The organism is Paenibacillus amylolyticus (assembly GCF_050990605.1).
Taxonomy (GTDB): Bacteria; Bacillota; Bacilli; order Paenibacillales; family Paenibacillaceae; genus Paenibacillus; species Paenibacillus amylolyticus_H.
The window spans coordinates 5,083,471-5,106,101 of record NZ_CP158832.1 but is presented as its reverse complement, the minus strand read 5'-3'; the positions used below and the strand labels follow the sequence as shown (position 1 = coordinate 5,106,101).

The 22,631-nt window shown below is 48.1% G+C and carries 16 protein-coding genes; 12 read left to right on the top strand and 4 right to left on the bottom strand.

The window, feature by feature from the left end:
• Window positions 1-125: 125 nt before the first annotated feature.
• Complete coding sequence (locus tag ABTV53_RS22455; RefSeq protein WP_433746643.1) at window positions 126-476, bottom strand: hypothetical protein; 351 nt, start codon at window positions 474-476, stop codon at window positions 126-128.
• A 147-nt stretch (window positions 477-623) separates the two neighbouring features.
• On the opposite strand from ABTV53_RS22455, the gene ABTV53_RS22450 reads away from it, so the two are divergent.
• The 4 genes from ABTV53_RS22450 (at window position 624) to ABTV53_RS22435 (ending at window position 3,978) form a co-directional block, all read left to right on the top strand.
• Window positions 624-1,487 (top strand): MurR/RpiR family transcriptional regulator, encoded by an 864-nt coding sequence (locus ABTV53_RS22450; protein WP_289390265.1) that lies wholly within the window; start codon window positions 624-626, stop codon window positions 1,485-1,487.
• 9 nt (window positions 1,488-1,496) lie between these two features.
• Window positions 1,497-2,225, top strand: a complete 729-nt coding sequence (gene nagB, locus ABTV53_RS22445) for a glucosamine-6-phosphate deaminase (protein WP_433754323.1) — start codon at window positions 1,497-1,499, stop codon at window positions 2,223-2,225.
• On the top strand, window positions 2,222-3,442 hold the full coding sequence (gene nagA, locus ABTV53_RS22440) for an N-acetylglucosamine-6-phosphate deacetylase (RefSeq protein WP_433746639.1): 1,221 nt from the start codon (window positions 2,222-2,224) through the stop codon (window positions 3,440-3,442). Before nagB ends, nagA begins: the two co-directional genes overlap by 4 nt.
• 164 nt (window positions 3,443-3,606) lie before the next feature.
• Window positions 3,607-3,978, top strand: a complete 372-nt coding sequence (locus tag ABTV53_RS22435; RefSeq protein ID WP_433746636.1) for a hypothetical protein — start codon at window positions 3,607-3,609, stop codon at window positions 3,976-3,978.
• 486 nt (window positions 3,979-4,464) lie between these two features.
• Here ABTV53_RS22435 and ABTV53_RS22430 read toward each other — a convergent pair whose 3' ends face one another.
• The 3 genes from ABTV53_RS22430 to ABTV53_RS22420 all read right to left on the bottom strand — a co-directional run bounded on the left by ABTV53_RS22430 (window position 4,465) and on the right by ABTV53_RS22420 (window position 8,999).
• A complete protein-coding gene (locus ABTV53_RS22430) occupies window positions 4,465-6,051 on the bottom strand; it encodes an oleate hydratase (protein WP_433746633.1) in 1,587 nt (528 codons plus the stop codon).
• 153 nt (window positions 6,052-6,204) lie between these two features.
• Complete coding sequence (locus tag ABTV53_RS22425; RefSeq protein ID WP_433746630.1) at window positions 6,205-6,840, bottom strand: TetR/AcrR family transcriptional regulator C-terminal domain-containing protein; 636 nt, start codon at window positions 6,838-6,840, stop codon at window positions 6,205-6,207.
• Between the two features lie 803 nt (window positions 6,841-7,643).
• Window positions 7,644-8,999 carry a dipeptidase gene (locus ABTV53_RS22420; RefSeq protein WP_433746627.1) on the bottom strand — a complete coding sequence of 452 codons (1,356 nt, stop codon included), beginning with the start codon at window positions 8,997-8,999 and terminating at the stop codon, window positions 7,644-7,646.
• Between the two features lie 216 nt (window positions 9,000-9,215).
• Here ABTV53_RS22420 and ABTV53_RS22415 point away from each other — a divergent pair, with 216 nt between their 5' ends.
• The 8 genes from ABTV53_RS22415 (at window position 9,216) to ABTV53_RS22380 (ending at window position 22,545) form a co-directional block, all read left to right on the top strand.
• Window positions 9,216-11,624, top strand: coding sequence for an AraC family transcriptional regulator (locus ABTV53_RS22415; protein ID WP_433746624.1), 2,409 nt, complete (start codon window positions 9,216-9,218; stop codon window positions 11,622-11,624).
• 332 nt (window positions 11,625-11,956) lie between these two features.
• Window positions 11,957-12,886 (top strand): ABC transporter permease, encoded by a 930-nt coding sequence (locus ABTV53_RS22410; protein ID WP_421894534.1) that lies wholly within the window; start codon window positions 11,957-11,959, stop codon window positions 12,884-12,886.
• 12 nt (window positions 12,887-12,898) lie between these two features.
• Complete coding sequence (locus tag ABTV53_RS22405; protein WP_421894504.1) at window positions 12,899-13,786, top strand: carbohydrate ABC transporter permease; 888 nt, start codon at window positions 12,899-12,901, stop codon at window positions 13,784-13,786.
• An 18-nt stretch (window positions 13,787-13,804) separates the two neighbouring features.
• Complete coding sequence (locus ABTV53_RS22400; protein WP_433746621.1) at window positions 13,805-15,310, top strand: extracellular solute-binding protein; 1,506 nt, start codon at window positions 13,805-13,807, stop codon at window positions 15,308-15,310.
• Window positions 15,311-15,547: 237 nt separating this feature from the next.
• Entirely contained in the window at window positions 15,548-18,901 is a 3,354-nt protein-coding gene (locus ABTV53_RS22395) for a glycosyl hydrolase (RefSeq protein ID WP_433746618.1), read from the top strand.
• A 17-nt stretch (window positions 18,902-18,918) separates the two neighbouring features.
• On the top strand, window positions 18,919-19,740 hold the full coding sequence (locus ABTV53_RS22390) for a polysaccharide deacetylase family protein (protein WP_433746615.1): 822 nt from the start codon (window positions 18,919-18,921) through the stop codon (window positions 19,738-19,740).
• Window positions 19,741-19,797: 57 nt separating this feature from the next.
• Entirely contained in the window at window positions 19,798-21,957 is a 2,160-nt protein-coding gene (locus ABTV53_RS22385; protein WP_433746612.1) for a glycoside hydrolase family 88/105 protein, read from the top strand.
• 321 nt (window positions 21,958-22,278) lie between these two features.
• Window positions 22,279-22,545 (top strand): CD3324 family protein, encoded by a 267-nt coding sequence (locus tag ABTV53_RS22380; RefSeq protein ID WP_339237191.1) that lies wholly within the window; start codon window positions 22,279-22,281, stop codon window positions 22,543-22,545.
• Window positions 22,546-22,631: the final 86 nt, after the last annotated feature.

Here is a 22,631-nt window from a genome sequence, read left to right as displayed (position 1 = left end):
CGAGTTGAAATGTCAAATTGAATTAAATCGTAGCACCGCGAAAGTCTTTACTTTTCTTTATCCAAAGAAGAGAAGAGGCTTTTTTTAGTGTGAAAAAATGAAATAAGCGAATTCGTATCACTTTATCACTTTTGATTCCCATGCATTTGAATGAACATCCTCCATCTTTTCTTCGAAAATGGCTGATAAAAGAGCTGCTCCAATTCCTCGAACTGTGCATCATTCAGATGAAGATGGAGCGCTCTTTTGGCTATTTTGGCGGCAGGCGTGGAAGAAGATTTCCGCCCTCCGGCTTTTCGTTTGATCGGAATATGAAATTGCAGCAGATCTTCGAGCTGATTCCAGCCTTCCCAACTGAGCCTACCTCCGCGTTTCCAGTCGATGGCATAGAGGGCATAATAGGCGTGTCCTTCTGTTGGTTTGGTAGCAATAATCCAGATGGAAGGAATGAACTTTTCCCGTTGTCTTCGATTCATTGAATTGCTCCTTCTTTTGATATTACAAAAGTCATGTTAAATTCCTCTTGATTTGCAGGATCGTCTTGATTAGAATGAAGTTATAAAAATAATTTTCTTATTTAGTTAAAAATATATAAAAATAATTTTCATACAAGTGAGGTCCTTATGGCAGCCATATTACGTGCGTTGCAGCAAGAACTGAATAACCTTCCGTCTCAGGAGCGACGTATCGCCGAAGTCATTATGCAATCTCCATCGGACATTCCCGGCTGGACGATTAGTCATCTGGCAGAGCAGAGTGGCACAAGTGCGGCGACGGTAACCCGCTTTTGCAAGTCGTTTCATTTCAAAGGTTTTCCCGACTTCAAAATGAAACTCGCCGCAGAATTGTCCCACGCATCTGATGAAACGGCTTATCAGGATATTGTAGCGGGCAATTCACTATCCAAAATTGTTGAAGCTATCGAAGCCAACCACCTTGCGTCTATTTCAGATACCACCCGTTTGCTGGATCTGGGCAGATTGGAGCAGGCGGTGCAATTATTGTGCCAGGCTCGCCGCATCGATCTGTACGGTGTGGCTACCTCATCGATTGTTACACAGGATTTCTATCAGAAACTGGTGCGGATCGGCAAAAGCTGTACTGCTTTCTCTGACTCACATATGCAGATCACATCCGCATCTTCGCTCGCTGAGGGCGATGTGGCGATGGCCGTATCCTATTCAGGCGAAACACCCGAAACCATTGATGCCCTGCATTGTGCCAAACAGGCTGGAGCTTCTACAATTTCACTGACTTCCTATGGAAGTAATACACTCGCAACGGTATCTGATATCCCACTGTTCACCTCTTCTTTGGAAGAGGGCATGAGGCGTGGAGATATGGCTTCACGTATTGCACTGCTGCATGTCGTCGATATTTTGTTCACTGGCATGGTAAGTGCCGACTTCGACCGTTTTATACCCAGACTGGAACAATCCTATCATAATGTGCAATCTTATCGAGTCCAACACAACGGAGGTGCCTGACAGATGAAGATGAATATCCGCATTTTTGAAAATGAAGAAGATTTAAACGCCACGGGTGCTGGCCTTATTGCCAGTTTGTTGCAGACCAAACCACGGGCTGTATTGGGGCTTGCGACAGGAAGTTCTCCTGTGGGCGTATATAAACAGCTTATCACGTTGTACCAGAAGGGGCTGGTCAGCTTCTCACAGGCATCTTCTTTTAATCTCGATGAGTATGTCGGACTTCCAACAGAACATCGTGAAAGTTACCGCAGTTTCATGAACGAACAATTATTCCATCATATTGATATGGATCTTGCCAGAACGCATGTGCCTGATGGTCAAGCTGCCGATCTGGAACAGGAATGTAATTCCTATGAACAGCGCTTAGACGATCGCGGACCAGTAGATTTGCAACTGTTGGGCATCGGTCATAATGGTCATATTGGCTTCAATGAACCGGGAACGGAGCTGACTGGGCGGACACATGTTGTGGATCTGAAAGACGAGACGCGAAAGGCAAACGCACGTTTCTTCGATAGCATCGATGAGGTTCCGGCGCAGGCGATTACAATGGGTGTTGGTACCATTTTGAAAGCCAAACAGATTCTGCTCATTGCCCGTGGCGAGGAAAAAGCCGAGATTATTCGCGAAGCGTTCATGGGCCCAATCACAACGGCCTGTCCTGCATCGCTTTTGCAATGTCATCCAAATGTGGTGGTATTGCTGGACCGTGCAGCAGGGAGGCTGGTGAGATGACCGGAGCAAATAGCCATAAACCTGGGAGCCAGCGTGAACAACATGTGTCTCTTCTTCGGGGCAGGTTACTCCTTTCCAATGAGATGTTGGAAGACGGTGTATTAGCCTGGAGTGATGAGAAAATCCTCTATGCTGGAGTACCAGAAGGTCTGCCCGAACAGATTCGGAGAGAGGCAGTGTCCATGCCTGAACCGGAACGCGGCCTCATTGTGCCTGGATTCATTGATATCCATGTGCATGGTGGGAACGGAGAAGACTTTATGGACGCAAGCCCGGAGGTGTTGGACAAGATCACTTCTTTTCATAGTACGCAGGGAACAACAGCGATGCTTGCGACTTCCATGACCGCTCCGAAAGAGCGGCTGGACAGCGTACTTGCTGAAGTAGCTCGTTATCGTTCCGGTGAGATGCCGTATGCACAGCTTGAGGGCGTACATCTGGAAGGTCCGTTTTTCAGTCCGAAATGGCCTGGTGCGCAAAATCCGGAACATATCATTCTGCCTGATGTATCCTGGCTTGAAGCATGGGAGAAGCAATATCCCGGTCTAATCCGTCAAGTTACGTTGGCACCGGAACGTGAAGGCGCACTGGAAGTCATCTCATGGCTGCGTGAACAGCGGATTACAGCGGCACTCGGCCACACGGATGCGACCTATGAAGAGGTCGAACGTGCAGTTGAAGCCGGACTTCATCATGCGGTGCATACGTTTAATGCCATGACACCACTGCATCATCGACTACCTGGGGCTGCCGGAGCTGTGTTAAGTGATCCACGCATCAGTGCCGAGGTCATTGCCGATGGTATTCACGTGCACCCTGCGGTGATCTCCATCCTCGCTCAGTTGAAGCAACATAGTGATCAACTCGTGTTGATCACAGATGCCATGTCTGCTGCGGGATTGGATGACGGGGAATACAAGATCGGCGACCTGCCCGTCATCGTGAAGCACGGTGAGGCCAGACTGAAGGATGGCGGCGCACTGGCCGGAAGCACACTGACAATGATTCGCGGTTTCCGTTACCTGGTACAGGAAGTGGGCTTGAGTCTGAACGCTGCATCACGTGCAGCAAGTCTGACCCCGGCACGCCTGCTGGGCATTGATCACCGGACAGGTTCCCTGGCTCAGGGAAAACAGGCAGATATCGTTTTGCTAAATGCGGAGCTGGATATTGAGGGTGTGTGGGTGAAGGGCAGACGGGTCGGCGAGTCATATTAGATATAGAAAATTAGTACTGCGCTAATAACTCTCATACGTGATGCATCGGTCTTCGGAGTTAAAACTTGGCTTCTATCTGTGGAGAGGCAGCACCTCGCGTAATATGTTAAAATAGATCTCAAAAAGACGGGATCTGCGGATCACGCATAACGGAGGCGTGAAACATGGAACGTAACGCTATGCTCGAACATGATCCGTTCATCACAGTGTTGGCGGAGAAGTTGCACATACACGGATATTATGCCTTTTATGGCGAGCATTACAATGAGACCGATATGGAGCTGTACCGCAGGCATCTGTTCACATCATTCAGCAACATCGTATGGGTAGAGCTCGATGCACGCAAAAAGTATATGATTGTCGATCATCGTGGTCGTAACACCGTCATGAAACTGATCGAAGGTATGCTGAACACCCGCAGAACCTTGCGGGCGAATCAGGCAATGGCAGGCACGGACACCTCTGGAGTCCAGAAGGAGATAGCACATTTATCCAAGCTTGTGCACATACTGAAATTTACGACTTTCCGCACATAAGCGAAGTGTGATATTTAGGCTGTGATAAGCGGCGCTCAGTTCTAACGAATCTGTGAAGCCTTATTTGAATGATTTTCGCTTTCATACAAAATCTAACGAATCTCAGACGCGCTATTTCATGAAAATGAGCGATATTGCTTTACGAACTCATGCTTACACTCCAAATAAGGCGTCTACGATTCGTTAAATTTTCAAACCTGCGAAATTTCGAGCAATACGGCTTGTGAGGTTCTTTAGAGGACAGTTGGCAATCTCGATGAAGGTTATGTGTCGGGCTTAGATAGTAAACGAGTAAACGAAATAGAGAGTTCTGTCCTCGCTGACGGAACTCTCTATTTTCTATATACAACGACTCATCAGTTCAGCAACAACCATATTCACTCATTGACTCGTTCAACGGGCATTCAAGCTTCTAAAGCTCATCATGTAGTACCCATATCTGACTAATTGGCACACTTGTTACTTACTGAATCTTCATTAAAAGCATTATCTAAACGAAGTCACAAAACTACTGAACAACGTCCGTACATCATACTGATACTGGTTGATCGGCTCAATCGGACGGTTCTCTCCAAGTAGTGTGTAGACGGCGATCCGTGCTGCCCGGACCGAATATTCCTCCGTGAATACCACGTCATCGGGAATCTCGCAGAATTGGCTGATGAAGGCCAGGTTGGTGGAGCCATCAGGTACAACCTTTGGTCTGTCGCTGTTCAGTCTAGGCATGAATTGGGCTGTAATGTAAGGCATCATACATGGAATGCAGTTGGCGGTGTCCATAATCGCCTCTTGATGTTCCTGAAAATGAAGATGGCCGATCAACTCCTGCATAATCTCTTCCCCGGTACAATCGCACATTCTTTTCTTCACGTAGTCACCCACGTTATCCGGGTATAATCCGTATCCCCAGAATACGTTGACATGCTCGGGCTGGCCGCGAAAATGCGGCTGGAAAGCAAGAACGACGGACATGAACCAACTGGAATCCTTGAACGTAACCAGAGCACCGGTACCTGCCCGGTTACGCGTGAATTTCTCCATCAGATCAAAGAAGACCGAATCCTGGAAGGTGACCGTAAACGACTCCCATTTGGACTCATGCACATGATCATTAAAAGAAGAAGGGTTGCCCAGCATCGGTTTCTTGGCGGCAATGTTCTCCCACAGCTTCCATGAGCTGCCCTTGCCGTTCAGTTTCGGTGCGGAAGTCATGGAGCCGATATCGGCCCCTTCGGTCATTGAACCGTTGGTGACAATGACCAGATCACCTTCGTGGATGTCGATGATCTCCTCTGTACCGTCGCGTCGCACATGCATCCGACTTACCGTAATGCCGTCGCTGTCTTTGAAATCCAGATCCGTGACGGTACATTTCAGCGTGAAATCTACGCCAAACGGTTCCAGGTAGTTATGCAATGGCAGGATAATCGAGTCATATTGGTTGAACGGTGTGCGAGTGACACCTTCCAGCGTCTGGATTCTTGGGAATTCGTGAAAAAAGCGAAGCATGTATCTTTTGAATTCCACGGCGCTGTGCCAAGGTTGGAAGGCGAAGGTGGTCGCCCACATATACCAGAAGTTCGTTTTGAAAAAGTGAGGGCCAAACCAGTCGTTGATTCGCAATTTACCCAGCGTGTCTTCAGGAGTAATAATCAGTTTGCCCATCGCCAGACGGTCGGCCATATCAAAACCCATGGAGAGTACATCTTCCACCGTGCCGTCACGATTGATGAGCCTTGCATTGGAATGTGTGGGGTTGGCATCGTCAAATTCGGTAATTTCCTGTCGGACGGATATGCCCGGACGGTCGATGGAAGGGATGGAAGCCAGCAGCTCCCATAGATTCTCATAGGCCTCATCATTGAGCATTCGTCCACCACGGATGATATATCCTTGATCAGGATTGCCAGCACCGTCGTTGCTGCCGCCGAGAATCGGCATTTCTTCGATAATGTGAATGTGTTCTCCGGGAAAGCCACAATCTCTGACCAGATAAGCTGCACCCGCCAATGATGCAATACCGCCGCCTACAAAATAGACCTGTTTATTACCGTGTTCTTTCTTCACGATCATTCGCCTCCAAAAGGTTCTGTAATCACATCCCTAATGTAAACCTTGCAGGTCCCGTAAGGTATGATCAAAAGAACGAGAGTGTCCAATTTTTGGTCACTTTTGTAAAAGTGTCTAAAACTTTGGCTTAGATCACATGCAAAAAAGCCACGCATCCTAATCGGATGGAAGCTTATTCTCATACCTGCGCAGTGCCCTCAGGACACTGCCTTCGATCAATTCACTGAGCTTATCAATAATCTGTTTTGGCGGTTCTTGCATGTCGCCCCTCATCCACTGAATAATCAGCCCGGTGAAGGCCAGGGTATAGAAGTTGGCGACGAACTCTTTGTCTTCACTGCGAACCCTTATCCCACTGGCCAGTTCATCAATAACGCCCATGATCAGATCATGGGTTACCTCATAGAGGTATACATCGAGGTGGGTACGCCCTAGCGAGTCGAGTGTATTGCAACAGAATGTTTTATTGTTCTCGATGTAACAAAAGATTTTATGGAATCCGTCCGTCCATGTACTGTAGCTTCGGTACTCCGTAAGACTCTCCACCGCTTCAGTCTGATAAATCCACCCAAGCAGCGCGTAAATATCCTGAAAATGATAATAAAAGGTTTGCCGGTTCACGCCGCAATGGTCAACCAGATGTTTGACCGTAATCTTGTTCAGCGGGGTGTGCTCCATCAGACATTTAAGCGAGTGAGCCAGCGCATTTCTGGTCAGGTGAGAAGCAGACACAACATTCACCTCATCATTTTGGATTAGCTTGTCGGGGCGCAACAGCAGGTAAACACTCATGGCAAAAGTCCCGCGCTGAAGTCGCTGAACATAAACAAGTCAAAACGCAGGAATCCCGAAAGACCCTCCCATCCACAAAACCCCTTTAGCTATCAACATCTTCGTTACCCGATCCACATCATACTCCATAAGGTTCATTTTAAATACTGAATATCAATCGATTCAACCAAACCTCCAAAGGCCACCTCTTGTCTTGTCTCTATCAAAACTCTTAAAAGTTAGCCGTCGTCTAAAACCAGTCACAATAAAGCAACCACTGTAAAAGCTGAAACCTAGTGAAGGAGACCGAATCAATCTAAAAAAAACGGCCGATAAGCCGTCCCGTATGTTATCTCTAATACACTAAACCATTAAAAACGAGACCCCGTCTATTAAATCAGTCATAGGAAGAACGATAACGAAGTGATCGAGAAAAAACAAAAAACAAAATCAAATCAAAAAAACGACCCGAAGGCCGTCCTTTTGTTATCCCTATTACACTAATCAATCAATAGTTAGGCTCAATCTTAAAATCAGTCATGCGAGAAGCTGCCGTAGTGAAGGGGACGAAATCGATTCAAACAAAAACGATGACCTGTAGGCCAGCGTTTTTGTAATATTTATCTGCCCCTACTCTATGAAGTTGAATAAATAATTTACACCTTAACGGAGTGGGGAGAAGAAAGCTGAAGAAGCAGAGCGTTCGCCTTTATCACCCGAATTTCTCCCTTTAAAAAAGGGAATCAAAGAAATCGGGGGATAACAGCGATCGTAAGCTTATTCTCCCCGCGTAGTGACCTCCGTGTAAGAGTATTCTTCAACTATTACAAACTTTTCAAGAACTGAACAATTGTCAACAACCCTTTATCAAAGTTCTCCAGGTTGAAATGCTCGTTCGGAGCATGCAGATTCTCATCCGGCAAGCCAAAGCCCATCATGACAGCAGGGATTTCGAGTACACGTGAGAGCTTCTCAACAATCGGAATGGAGCCGCCATCTTTGGTAAAGAGGGCACGAACGCCATACACATGCTCATACGCATCTGCCGCTTTTTGCAGAATGGGATTGGAAGGATCGGTGTTGAATGCAAAAGCTTTCTCGATCTGTTTCACATGCAGCGTTGCACCCGGTTGAACGTGAGCGCGCAGATGTGCTTCGATACGATCCAGCACATGCTGTGGATCTTGGTCCGCCACAAGGCGGCAGGTGATTTTGGCATGAGCTTCCTTCGGAATTACCGTTTTGCTACCTTCACCCTGGAAACCACCCCATACGCCGTTCAATTCCAATGTTGGACGAGCGCCGACACGTTCCACGAACGAGTAACCTTCTTCGCCGTACAATTGCTCCAGCCCGAGGTCTTGACGAAGCTGTTCTTCATTGAATCCCTGTTTCACAAATTCTTCTCTCATCTCAGGAGACAGTGGCAGAACGCCGTCATAGAAACCATCTACACTTACACGGCCTTGCTCATCATGCAACGAAGCGAGCAGGGACACGAGTGCATGCAGTGCGTTTGGTACACCGCCACCGAATGAACCGGAGTGCAAGTCGGTATTGGCTGTGTTCAGATCCACGTGAAGCGAGCATAGGCCACGCAGACCAGTGGAGATCGCCGGTTTTCCTTTTTCAAGCAGGGACGTATCCGAGATCAGTATCATGTCTGCACGCAGCTTGTCTGTATGTTCATTCAGATAGATGGGCAGGTTCGGGCTGGAGATTTCCTCTTCGCCTTCGATACAGAACTTGATGTTAACCGGCAGTTCTTTGTTCTCGGCGAGAATGGCTTCAACTGCCTTGATATGTAGGAAAATCTGTCCTTTGTCATCCGTTGCACCACGGGCATACAGTTTGCCATCACGAATGGTAGGTTCGAAAGGAGGTGTGTCCCACAGATGAAGGGGATCTACAGGTTGTACATCATAGTGACCGTAGATCAGAGCCGTCGGTTTGCCGGGGGCATGCAGGTGATCTGCATAGACAATCGGATGTCCAGCTGTTTGAATGACCTCTACGTTTTCCATGCCTGCACGTGTGAGCGCATCTGCTACCCATTGTGCTGCACGGTTAATATCCTCTTTATGCTCTGAAATGGCAGAAATGCTTGGAATGGACAACCATTCATTCAGTTCTGCCAGGTGTTTTTCTCTATTTTGTTCAAAATAAGTCTGTTCTTTCATTAAAAAGGCCTCCTTCATGTTTGCTATATCTCATTGTAATCCATTTTGTCATGTTAATAAAACATTGGTTAAAAAAATGATCGGTTACAGATCGTTTCATTCACCTGAGGATTGTGCGTATAATACAAGAAAAGGATTTCATCCATTTATTCTCAGGGGAGTTGAGGAAGTTTTCCATGACAGTCAGACTCGATGCAAGCAGGCAGGTGAGCAGCGATGGAACCGACGGGGAGCGATCGAATATTTGGCAGATTAAAGCGGTTATCCGATTTGAAGGCTGGAAGACATAAAGGACGATTTTATCGAAACAGCCTCATGCTTATTTTACTCATTGCCAGCATTCCCGGGTTAATCACAGGTATCGTTATGTATCAACAGGTTGTTGGACGGATGGAGACCGAGTTCAATAGGATGCATCAGAATCAGATCGAGAACCGGGCACGCAATGTGGATGATCAACTGGCTTATCTGGAGATGAACTTATCCCATTGGGCTTTTGAACCGAGGTTTGGCAATGCTTTGCGGACACTGGATTTTGTGTATTATTTCAATGAAACGCAGGAGATTGTGACTACTTTATATGTATTACAAGGCTCCCACCCGTTGATCAAGTCAGCACAGCTGTATTTGCAGGAACCAAAGCCAATCTTGTTTAATCGGGATTATACCGAGTTGAACGATGATGCCAAAGTACAAGCGTATGATCGTTACCTCTCCATGGGCAACCACGTGTACTGGACAGACTGGGTTTCCAGCATCAACAGAGATCTCGCACCTTCGACCAACGATAGTCTACTGCATATGGATGCGGGCAATGCACTCGTTCTTGTACATAAGATCCCGGGCGAAAGCATTAATCCATTTGGGGCACTAATCATTACGCTGGATAACGAGAAAGTCGCCAGTTTATTGAAAACGCTTACTCCATATGATGAAGGGTTAACATTTCTTATGGATCAGGAAGGAAACACACTGGTTACCGGGAATCCGGGAACGGCGGGAGAGACGTCTGCTTTTGAGCAGCAGCTAAAAGAAGAAGTGGCCCTGCATGCGGACAGCCGCTCATTCCTGTTCCGATATGAGGATCAGACCTATTCTGTCTCATACGGTTCATTGAGTCGGATCGATTCAGACTGGACTTACGTCTCCGCAGCACCTTTGACCTCAGTCACTTCACCAGTCAAGCTGGTATCCAAAATCATCGTCATTGCAAGCGCAGGCAGTCTCATGCTGGGATTATTGTTATCCTGGTTAGCTTCCCGCCGCATCTATTCACCTGTAGCACGAATGCTGCATTTGCTTACGCCTGGCAGAAACGACACAACATCAACGGATGCCAAGCTGGATGAGTTTGAGCTGCTGGAGCAACAGTGGAACGAACTGACCTCCCGCAGTGTTACGGCACATCGCCAATTGCAAGAGCAGCTTCCCCATCTACGCGATAGCTTTGTTTTACAACTTGTACAGGGGCATCTATATGCCTATAACGAGCAGGATCTCCAGGAGCGCATGCGTCATCTTGGATTTGAGCTGGAGGGCCAGCAGTATTTGCTGATGCAAATGTATTTTACGGGGTACGAGCAACTGCAAGGCAGATTTGGGAGCCAGGACACGGGATTAGTCACCTTTGCAGCCGTGAATATCACTCAGGAAGTGGCAAAGAATTATTTTAGACAGATCAGTGTCATGAATTTTCATGACCTGTCTTCCGCCATGCTTGTGATTGCTCCCCAGGACGAACCTGTGAAATCACAGGCGCTGTTATGGGGACAGGAGCTAGTGGAGGTCATTGGACGTACGCTCAAAATGAAGGTTACCTTGATGATCAGTCGCCCGGCGGCTTCACTTCAGGAACTGCCCGGAAGATTCGTTGAGATGGAACAGGCGGTGGCTTATCGCAGTGTGGAGGAAGGAAGTCAGATTCTCGATCTGGAGGATGAGGCGTGTTTCCGCAGAAACGAAGCAGCTTCCTATCCGCTTGGGCTGGAACGGGAGTTGCTTCAGGTGGTCAGGCTGGGCAAACAAGCCGAAGCGGAGCGAGTGCTGGAACAATTCATGAGTGAGATCACGCGGACAGGGAGTACCGAATTTCAAGTGCAGCAGATGATGCTTCAATTACTCGGCAGTATTCAGCACATGATGCTGCAAACGGGGGTCACACCGTATAAGTTGTTTGGTGGTAGCAACATGTATGAGCGCTTATCCGGTATTCGTGAACCTGTACAGATGAGACAGTGGATGATGAATGAGGTATTCACACCGTATATACAAGAGATTGAGTTACGATCGCAGGAACCGCTGAAACTGGTGGTAGAACGAACGATGTTGTACATCGATACACATTACCGCAGCAGTGACATTTCGCTGGAAAACTGTGCTGACGAGGAGCAGATGACCCCTTATGCACTCAGCAAGGCATTCAAACAGGTATCGGGCATTAATTTTATTGATTATCTGACACGTGTGAGAATGGATGCCGCGAAGCAATTGTTACGGGAGACAACGATGAAAATCAATGATGTTGCGGCGGCTGTGGGATATCAGCATAGCTATTTTAATCGGATTTTCAAGAAACAGGAGGGAGTTACGCCGAGTCAGTATCGCGATCAATGGTTCGGACAATAACCGTTTATATCTTAGTCCTTTCAGACCGACATCCAGCTTTAGCGGATGCCGGTTTTTTCTTTTTTTACCGTGAATCAAAGAAAGATAAACCTGCAAAAATGTGCAATTCTACCTGCTACGATATGTCCAATATCGCGTGAGAATGGCGTTATAGCGGGCTTTCCAGCCAGTGCATTGGAGCAATGCAAAAAATGAAGGTTGCCGGAAAAAGAAGGGCTGTATAGTCTGAGTATCAGGTTTATTGATAGCGCTTACAACGGAAGAGGAGGGGAGACATGATGAACGGGAAGACGGACTGGAATACCAACGCCACTGCAACTGCTCAAGCGGATATGACTACAAGACCCATGAGACGAGAGTCTAACTGGAAAAGGCAGATCAAACGAAACAAATGGTTATATGTGCTTGTGCTTCCCGGCTTTTTGTACTTTGTCATCTTTAAATACTTGCCCATGTGGGGGATCATCATTGCCTTTCAGGACTACCAGCCTTTTCTGGGCATCCGGGAGAGTAACTGGGTGGGGCTAGAGAACTTTACGAACTTTTTCTCCAACCCGGACTTCTTCCGACTATTACGCAATACGCTGGTCCTTGCCCTGTATGATCTCATCTTCTTTTTCCCGGCACCCATCATTATCGCTTTGTTATTAAATGAAATTCGGGTCGCTTTCTTCAAAAGAACGATTCAAACTCTGGTTTATGTACCTCATTTTGTATCCATGGTGATTATCGCCAGTATCACGTACGTGTTTCTAACCCCGCAAGGCGGGGTGTTATACGACCTGATCGCCTGGATTACAGGCAAGCCTATTGATGTACTCTCCAGTCCGGGTTCGTTCCGTCCCCTCATTATTGTTCAGATGATGTGGAAAGAGATGGGTTGGGGAACAATCATTTTCCTTGCAGCCCTCGCAGGTGTAGATACGGAACAATATGAAGCCTCCATTGTGGATGGCGCAGGACGGTTACGGCGGATGTGGCATATCACACTTCCCGCGATTCGCACGACGATTGTCATTTTGCTCATTCTCAGACTGGGGAACTTTCTCGATACCGGATTTGAGCAGATCTACCTGATGACCAACTCCCTCAACCGGGATGTCGCAGATGTCTTTGATACGTACGTGTATACGGTGGGGATTACACAAGGTGCATTCAGTTACAGTACCGCTGTTGGACTATTCAAGTCTGTGGTGGGTATCATTTTGGTGCTCGGCAGCAATAAACTTGCGAAAAAATTCGGTCACCCCGGAATTTATTAAGGAGGAGCGCCCATGAACAGCCGTCTATACAACAGCCCTGCCGGCAAGGTATTTGATATCTTCAATTACGTCATGCTGGGGATTCTGGGCATATTAACCGTCCTTCCTTTCCTGTATATTATAGGGAATTCTTTCGCAACGGAAGCCGAGATCACCTCACGCCAATTTTTCCTCATTCCGAAGGTGTTTTCCTTCAGTGCGTATGAGTATATCTTTTCTTCGTCCACAATCTTTCGCAGCATTGGCGTTTCCATCTTCATCACGGTGGCAGGTACACTAGTGAACCTGTTCTTCACCTTAACGATGGCTTACCCACTATCCAGAAGTGACTTCTGGGGTCGCAACGTCATGATGAACATGGTCATCTTCTCGATGTTATTCGGTGGTGGCATGATCCCAACGTATCTCGTCATTCGTGGACTGGGATTGCTTGATTCCTACTGGGCCCTTATGCTTCCTGGCGCGATCAGCGCTTTTAACTTAATTGTTGTCAAAAACTTTTTTCAGCAAATGCCGCCCGGGCTGGAGGAAGCGGCCCGCATCGACGGCTGTTCAGATCTAGGCGTATTGTGGCGGATTGTTTTGCCTTTATCGAAGCCGGTCATTGCCACGTTTGCCTTATTCTACGCCGTAGGCCATTGGAACAACTTTTTCTCGGCACTACTCTACATTTCCGACAGTGACAAATGGCCACTGCAAGTCATGCTGCGACAGATTGTGTTGCTCTCGCAAGCCAGTGTCGGAGATATGGCGAACATGGACCCCAATTTTGTACAGCCACCAGAGCAGTCGATCAAAATGGCGGTCATCGTTGTAGGTACCATTCCAATTTTGCTGGTGTATCCGTTTTTGCAGAAACATTTTGCCAAAGGTGTCATGTTAGGTTCAATCAAAGGCTAAAGCCAAGGGGGAGAACGTATGGGACAAAAAACGGGATTCAAAAAAGGGGCACTTCTGCTCTCTGCGTCACTGGTACTTAGTACAATTCTGGGAGCATGCTCCACGGACAAAGCAGATTCAGGAACCGCTGCGGGTGGCACCGACGAGATTACCATTATGCTTCCGAACTTTGAAGCGGAGAATCCGCCGGAGAACAGCCCGGTCATCCAGAAGCTTGAAGAACTGACCAAAGTGGATGTGAATCTGCAGTGGGTGCCGAGCAGCTCGTACGAAGACAAATTCAACATCACACTTGCCTCCGGTAAACTTCCTCAGATTATGGTGGTCTTAGGAAAGTCTCCAAGTTTCATTAATGCGGCACGAACGGGAGCATTCTGGGAGCTGGGTCCTTATTTGAAAGATTATCCGAATCTGAGTCAAATGAATGAAATCATCACCAACAATGCTTCAATCGATGGCAAAACCTATGGGATATACCGGGCACGTGCATTGGGACGTAATGGGGTCACAATCCGAAAGGATTGGCTTGAGAATCTGGGGCTGGAAGAGCCCAAAACGATTGATGAATTTTACAATGTATTGAAAGCGTTCACGAAGGATGATCCAGACGGTAACGGCAAGGATGATACGTACGGTCTGGTTGCCAGCAAATTCACCGGCCCTTGGGATAACATGCAGGTATGGTTTGGTGCGCCCAACAAATGGGGAGATGATGGTAGCGGAGGTCTGATCCCGGCGCATGAGACACCAGAATACATGGAAGCCCTGAAATTTTTCCGTCAAATCTATAGCGAGGGTCTGGTCAACAAGGATTTTGCCGTGATGGATGCGACGAAGTTGCCTGATCCATTTGTGAATGGGCAAGCCGGTGTCATGGTGGATGTAGCAGATAATGCACAGCGCATGGATCAGAAAATACTGGATAAAGACCCCAATGCGACAGGACGTGTGGACGTGCTGCAAGCGATGGAAGGTCCGAAGGGATTGCGTGATATGCCAACGTCTGGCTACTCCGGTCTGATTGCGATCTCCAAAAGCAGTGTCAAAACGGAAGAAGACCTGAAGAAGGTACTGGGTTTCCTCGATCAGCTGAATGAACCGGAATTGCAGGCATTGCTGTACAACGGACTGGAAGGCAAGCAGTATGAGAAAAAAGAAAACTATATCATCCCTTCCACTGACAAGCTTGCACTCCGCGATCTGCAGGGCTTAAATCAGATTTTGATGTTTGTACCAGAGGACAAGACGCTTCGCGTACAACAGACACCTGTCCGTGAAAAAGTTGCTCAGGTGCAGAAAGCCAACGAAGAGATTGTCATCGCCAATCCTGGCGAACCGTTGATCTCTGATGTATACGCCCAGAAAGGACCACAGCTGGACAATATCATTAACGATGCACGAATCAAATTCATCGTAGGACAGATTGATGAGAAAGGATTCGAAGATGCTGTTGCCCTGTGGAAGAACAATGGCGGAGACGATTATGTGAAAGAAGTCAATGAACTGTACGCTGCACTGAAGTAGTCTTATAAGCCAAAGCCTGGCAGCCGTACATTCAGCGTGACCGAAACCGCCGGGCTTTTTCTTATCGCTGTAATGGCTTGATCCATGAACAAAATTTCATCCAAATTTCTGGAAATTATAACTTCCTGAATATGGTTTTTGATATATAATCAAAGCGAAACAAACCTATATGAACTTAAACAAACTTTATTGGTAAAGTTTAACGACCACTCTTGAACAGGCAGGGAGGAAGGCAACATGTGGAACGGGGATGCTTTTGAAAATCCCGAGGCGCAGTACAGGCTCCATCCCTTTTGGTTCTGGAACGGGGATATGGAAGAAGAGCAGATTCAGCGGCAGGTGGCTGAGATGGCCATGCAAGGTGTAGGCGGATTCTTCATCTGTCCGCGTCAGGGACTACAGATTCCTTATCTCTCTGAAGCATGGTTCGATAAGGTGCGGGTTGCAGTGCAGGCAGCTGCCGACCATGGCATGCAGGTATGGTTATATGACGAATATCCATATCCAAGCGGGATGGCTGGCGGAGAAGTGACCCTTGATTTCCCTGAAGCGAAGCAGCGACAGCTCGTGCATCATCATCTGGTGGTTCAGGGCGGAGAATCTGTGGATCTGGAGTTGCCATGGGGACGAGTGTTGGTTGCCAAGGCGATTCCAAAGGACTCAGAGGGCAAACGGTTGTGGCATGAATCCATTGACTTGCGCAGTAAAATCGGCAATATTCAGACCGATCAAGTCTATCAGGAGACAGGACTCACATCGTATAACCGCAAGCGGTTCTTCACCTACCGAACAGCGTTCCGCTTGTTGTGGGATGTTCCCGCGGGTGATTGGGAGTTGATTATATTTCAGGAAAAAGAGATCGATGATTTCAAATATTACGGCAACTTTGTTGATCCTTGCCACAAGGAAGCGATGAGTCGTTTTATTGAACTGACGCATGAGCGTTATAAGTCAGCGGTTGGAGATCAATTTGAAAGCGTGATCAAAGGTATGTTCTCGGATGAGATCGCACCGCTGGGCCGTATCCCCTGGTCCCCACAGCTCCCCCGTTATTTCAGTGAGCGTTGTGGATATAGTCTGATCGATTCTCTACCGGCGCTGTTATATGGTGATGTTCCAGAAGCGCATCGGATTCGGTATGACTACTATCAGTCACTGCATCTGCTTCTCAGGGAGTCCTATCACAAACAGGTGCATGACTGGTGTGAAGAAGCAGGAATCCAGTACGCGGCTGAGGTGCCTGGGGTACGGATGACCACCCAGTTGTTCAGCCATATGCCAGGGGGTGATTCGGCACATGAGAAAATCGGACGGTCCTTATCATGGATTCTGGAACGGTACGGCCAAAAGATGCGTGACAACCCCAAGATGGTCAGTTCGCTTGCCCGGCAGTTGGGCCGAGGCCGCAATCTGATTGAATGTTTTCACAGTGTAGGCTGGTCCATGACGCTACAGGATGCCAAGTGGATGATTGATCGCATGGCCGCCATGGGCACCAATTTTTATAACTTTCACGCCTTTTTCTATACGATTGGTGGGCTGGCAAAGCATGATGCACCGCCATCTCAATTTTTACAGAATCCCTACTGGAAGCATTTCCGGCAGTTAGGGGATTACACCGGACGTTTGAGCTATCTCATGAGCACCGGAACAGCAGACATTCGTATCGCCGTACTTGACCCAACGACGACATTCTGGAGTCTGATGGGGAATCCGCTGCATGGATTTGAGTATAGCGGCGAGGACGAATTAGAACGGGCGCAACTGGAGCGCCTGACGAAGGACTGGATGCGGATTACTACCCATCTGCTCGAAAACAGACGGGATTATGATCACCTTGACCCCGAATTGTTGGCTGAAGCTGACTTAACGGATGGCATCATTCGGATCGGCGTTGCCCGTTATGACGTACTGATTCTGCCACCGATGCTGAATCTGGAGGCCGCGGCCTGGGAACAGGTGAAGCGATTTGTTCGGCAGGGAGGAACTGTCATCTCTGTTGGGATGCCTCCACATATTGCGATTCAGCCGGGAAGTCCAGAGAGATATGAAGCTGCCGAGTTCTTTGGCGCGGGCGAGCAGCCTCAAGAAGTGTACTGGGGCCGTAACGTGACAACAGATCATGATAACCGTGAAACCATGTGGCATCAGGGTGAGGGAAGTGCTTATTTTCTACCCGCAGGAACAGGGCAAGGAGATGACTTTTCGCTGGAGCTGATCTCTCTCCTGCTCGATCAGGTATTGCCCGAACCCATCTGCTGGATCATGGAGGAGGAAAGTGCCTCCCTGCTGATGCACACCCGTCAATTGTCGGCTGGAGAGCACATGGTTTTCTTGACCAATCAGGAGGGTCAGGAATTGAAGGGGCAATTGAAGCTGGTCGCCAGACAGCTGTGGGATGGAGAGGAGCTGGCAGAGGGTGCTTGTATTGTAGCAGAACGACTTGATCTGGAGACAGGACAGCTTCAGGCATTGCCGTATACGAGCAGTGGCGGGGAATGTTGTATTTCACTAACGCTGGCGCCTTATGAAGCGCATGCTGTTCGTCTTACTTTACAAGCTGCGGGGGCAGAGGTAGTACCAACGAAGGTGGATGTAGTAGACAAAACAGGATCGACGTTCGGAGCGGATGTTTTGGCAGGGGTGAATCAAGCCTGTAAGATCATGGTCCCTTCGGAAGGGCCATGGCGACTGGAAACGGTGCAGTCTAACATTTTGCGAATGGGACAATTCCATCTTCAGGCTTCCAATGCTAATGGTGTGATTCTGGAAAGCCAGCATGTAGCTGTGAAACCGTTTATTGATCAGGCGGCAGAATTATCGGAGCAGCATCCTCTGCCAGTCCAGTTTAACCAGGTATTTGGCACACCGAAAAAAGCATCCGTTGCTTACCCGATCGAGTGCCGATATACGACCACATTTGAGCTGAGAACAGCATTGCCTGCATGCCTGTTATTCATGGACAGAGCAGCGATCTCGGGCACTTGGTCAATGGAGATTAATGGGCAAACGCTTGAAAAAGAACAATTCGATCCAATTGAAATAACCGACCACAATAACATCGCTTGTGATATTACGGAGCTGCTGCACAGCGGTCTCAACGAAATGACGGTGAGTGTGCAGGTAACGAAAGATGAGGATGGTATCGTTGATCCCTTGTATCTACAGGGAAGATTCGGCGTGGAGTTCCATCATGAAGGCATTGCTTCGCTCGTGCGGGAATCGGATACGGCCCTTCGTATCGGACCTGAACCGCAGCCGCTGTATCCTCATTTTGCCGGGGAAATGAGTTATAAACGCACGTTCTGGCTGGATGAGCTAGGGGAAGATATTACCTCGTTTGAAATGGAATTTAGCGATTGGCGGGTACAGGATGTGGTGGAAGTGCGAGTGAACGGACAGAGTCTGGGTGTACGATGCTGGTCTCCGTATCGCTGGAAGGGAGAGGCCTCCTGGTTGCGTCCGGGAGACAACGACATTGAAGTGCGGATTACCAACACATTGATTGGCCTGCTGGAAGGTACGTATTTTGATTCGGAACATCATCGATTACAGGATGCAGGTCATGTACCTGTTGAAGAATTGGGATAAAGGAGTGAAAGTAGGGGATGGGACATCGTATTCAGTATGACCGCTATCCAGGTGGTGTGATGAAAGCGCTAACGCTCAGTTATGACGATGGAGTGGTGCATGATCGAAGGTTGGTAGAAATCTGTAACCGGTACGGACTGCGGGGAACATTTAATCTGAACTCCGGTACCCTGGGTAGTCCAGGCCGCGTCGATCCGGGAGAGGTAGCAGAACTGTACGAGGGGCATGAAGTAGCTGTTCACACCGTTACTCACCCCACGCTGCCATATGTTCCGAATGAGTTGCTGACAGAAGAGATTATCGATGACCGAAAAGCATTGGAGAAGCTTGTGCATTATCCGGTACGAGGTATGGCTTATCCCAACGGAAGATATGATCGTGTGTTAAGTACGAAGCTGGAGTGGCTCGGCATTGATTATGCCCGTACCGTTGAATCTCATGGCAGATACACGTTGCCAGACCGTCCACTTGAATGGCATCCGACCTGTCATCATAACCATGATCTGGCGGCTCATGCCGAACGTTTTATCCAACATTCCAAAACAGGTACGCCACTATTGCTTTACGTATGGGGCCACAGTTATGAGTTCAATGATAACGACAACTGGGAGATCATCGAACAGTTTGGTCAGCAGATTGGCGGCAGGGACGATATCTGGTATGCCACGAACATTGAAATGATCGCCTATTGGAAAGCGGTGCAACGATTGGAGTGTTCAGCCGATCGCTCCATCATCCATAATCCGTCTGCCATCCCAGTTTGGTTCACAGCGGATCAGAAGGTTGTTGAAGTGCAAGGCGGAGAGACGTTGCGGCTAAGCGAACGAATCAAGGTATAAGGAAGGGAGCTGAAGATCATTCGTTATTTTCATGAGAACGAGGCGATTGCAGGCAAGGTGTACGATTCAATTCCGGATATATTGACAACGGTGGCTCAGCGTTATATTGGCGATCATCCGAAACATTCCTTTTTGCTTCGAGCTTATCATCAGGGAGGTTTTCGCAGGCTTGGGGATTATCGCTACGACCTGAACCTGAATGAGAAATGCATAGAGGCGCGTGCAGGGCAGTACGTGTATGTATGGGGCAAGTTATGGAGCGAGCAGAATGCAACGTTAAATACGGGCCTGAACTGTTATAGTCCGGTGACGATCTATGTGAACGGCGAAGAGGTATTCAAGTCCGAGTTGTTGCAGGAATTATTTCCCGAGCGAAGAACCCAGATTCCGATTTCCGTGAACTATGGCTGGAATGATGTGTTGCTGTGTTTTGTCAAAACAGAAGTGGGATTCGGCGGGATCTACGGAACAGCCTCTTTCAAAAATTTCCCGCTCCACTTCCTCACTCCTGGGGCAGATCGTCAAGGACAGGAGGGCTGGTTATATTCGGAACCCGTCGATGAACCTGTATTATCTCTTCCTCGTGACGGCATGACAGAAGAAGAAACGGGCCTTTCCTGGTATCCGCGCAGGGGCTGGACCGATGAGGAGCAGGGCGCGGGTTCATTCGCCCGAATCTTTGGGACAGAACAGCCCGCTGTTGCTTACGCCTGGTCCAAACTGGATGTAACCTTGCCAGGATCAACGCCAATTATTTTAAAAGGCCGACATGATAAGGCTTTGGCTCTGTATGTGGATGGCATGGAAGTATACTCTGCTGGAGGTAGCGGTAACTTTCACGTTGAACTTCCTCGCCGTTACGGTTCATCCGATCTGGTCGTGAAAGGTGAAATTCAAGCACTTGGTGGCTCATGGGGATTCACGTTGGAAGATGGAGAGTATTCGGGTTCCACAGGCTGGAGACTGAAATCACCTCACCCGGTTGGGGGGTGTTCTGACCCCTGGTTGTACACAGGTGTGTTTGCTCCCGGTGCTGAACCATCCCACACCGATATCGTGCGAACCGATACCGTATTTGATGATGGCGCACAAGGTGTGTATTGGCGGGTAGACCTTCCTGATACGCATGTTCGTCCTTACTTGGAAAATACACACTACGGAAAGTGGAATTATCCGCTTGGTGTTACCCTGCTAGGACTTCTCCAGACGGGACAGGAATTGGGACGGGATGATTACATTCAGTATGTACGGCAACATATTGAACTGAGTACTTCATTCGACCGCTATGGTCTGTGGGATCGGGAAGGGTATGGTGCGGCAGGGATCAATAATCAACTGTCTGCCATTGACAGTCTGGATGATTGCGGTTCGTTTGGGTCCACGCTGCTTGCTGCGATGGAGTTCGGCGATATTCGTGGGGGAAGAGATACCGCGGATCGGATTGCGGGCTACATTACGGATGAGCAGGAGCGTCTGGAGGATGGTGCCTTTTATCGGGTTCGCGGCAGTGGAGAGATGCGTCAGGAGACGATGTGGTGTGATGACTTGTACATGAGTACACCATTTCTGATGCGTTATGGTCAGTTGACAGGAGATAGGGCGTACTGGGACGATGCGATCAATCAGTTCCTGATGTTCCGTAAATACCTCTATCTTCCCGAACAACAGATCATGTCCCATGTGTATGATTTTGTGCGTGGTCGGGCTACAGGTATTCCATGGGGACGTGGGAATGGCTGGGTGCTCTTCTCCTTAACCGAATTGTTATCCATCCTGCCGCATGATCATGGGAAACGGTCGGAACTGCTAACTTTCTATCGTGATCTAAGTCAAGGTTATCTGGCGCTGCAAGGGGAAAATGGACTATGGCATCAGGTGCTGAACCGCCCGGATTCATATGAAGAAATCTCCTGCACATCCATGTTCATCTACGCCTACGCACGTGGCATTCGAGAAGGCTGGCTGGAACAGCCAGAGCCATATCTGGAGGCCGTACGCAAAGGATGGGAGGGAATGACGCGCTTGTCAATTGACTATAAGGGCAATGTATATGGGGTATGCCGGGGTTCCGGGTACTCGTTTACCGCCTTGTATTATCGCGATGACCTGGGGTGGAATCTGAACGACACCCATGGGATTGGCATTGTGCTCTTGGCAGGTATTGAAGCACATAAGATGAACCAGCTGCTCCGTCAGAGGCATCTATCTGAGGCTTAACCAAAAAAGGATCGGATAATTTCAGAAAATACTTAGAATTTTGGTGCCGTCAATTTGCATTAGGGCGACTCATCCGTTAAACACTTGAACAACAAGCTCTGATATAATAGCACATAACAACTATCTGTCTTCTATTGGAGGTGAGGCTATTGAAAACAATCGGGGTAGGATTCTTACATGCACGGCTCTATGCAAAGCCAGTGGAGGATATGGCAATGCTTTGCATAGAGTTTAGAAACAATCATATTGCCAACGATGAATCGTAATATTCTACTAACTGGCTTTGCACCTTATTGATTTATTAAATAAGGAGTGAGGCCCGTGAAATATTCAAAAGCCGAGTCTATTTTTCCGGAAGAATTGCTACGTATCATTCAAGAGTACGTGCAAGGGGAATTGGTTTATATCCCCAAACCCAAAGAGGCACATTTAAAATGGGGCGAGAAAACGAACAGCAAGAGTAGAGTCTCTGCTCGAAACGCTGAGATTAAATCTTTATTCCACAATGGAGTCAGCATAGAGGAGTTGGCGGGGCGATATTTCTTGTCCTGCGAAAGCATAAAGAAAATTGTCTATACAAAGAACTAATGAAATCAGCTAAATCGTCATATCGACGGTTTAGCGGATTTTGTTCAAAGATGAATTAAATCAACTTATACATAGTAACCGCACAT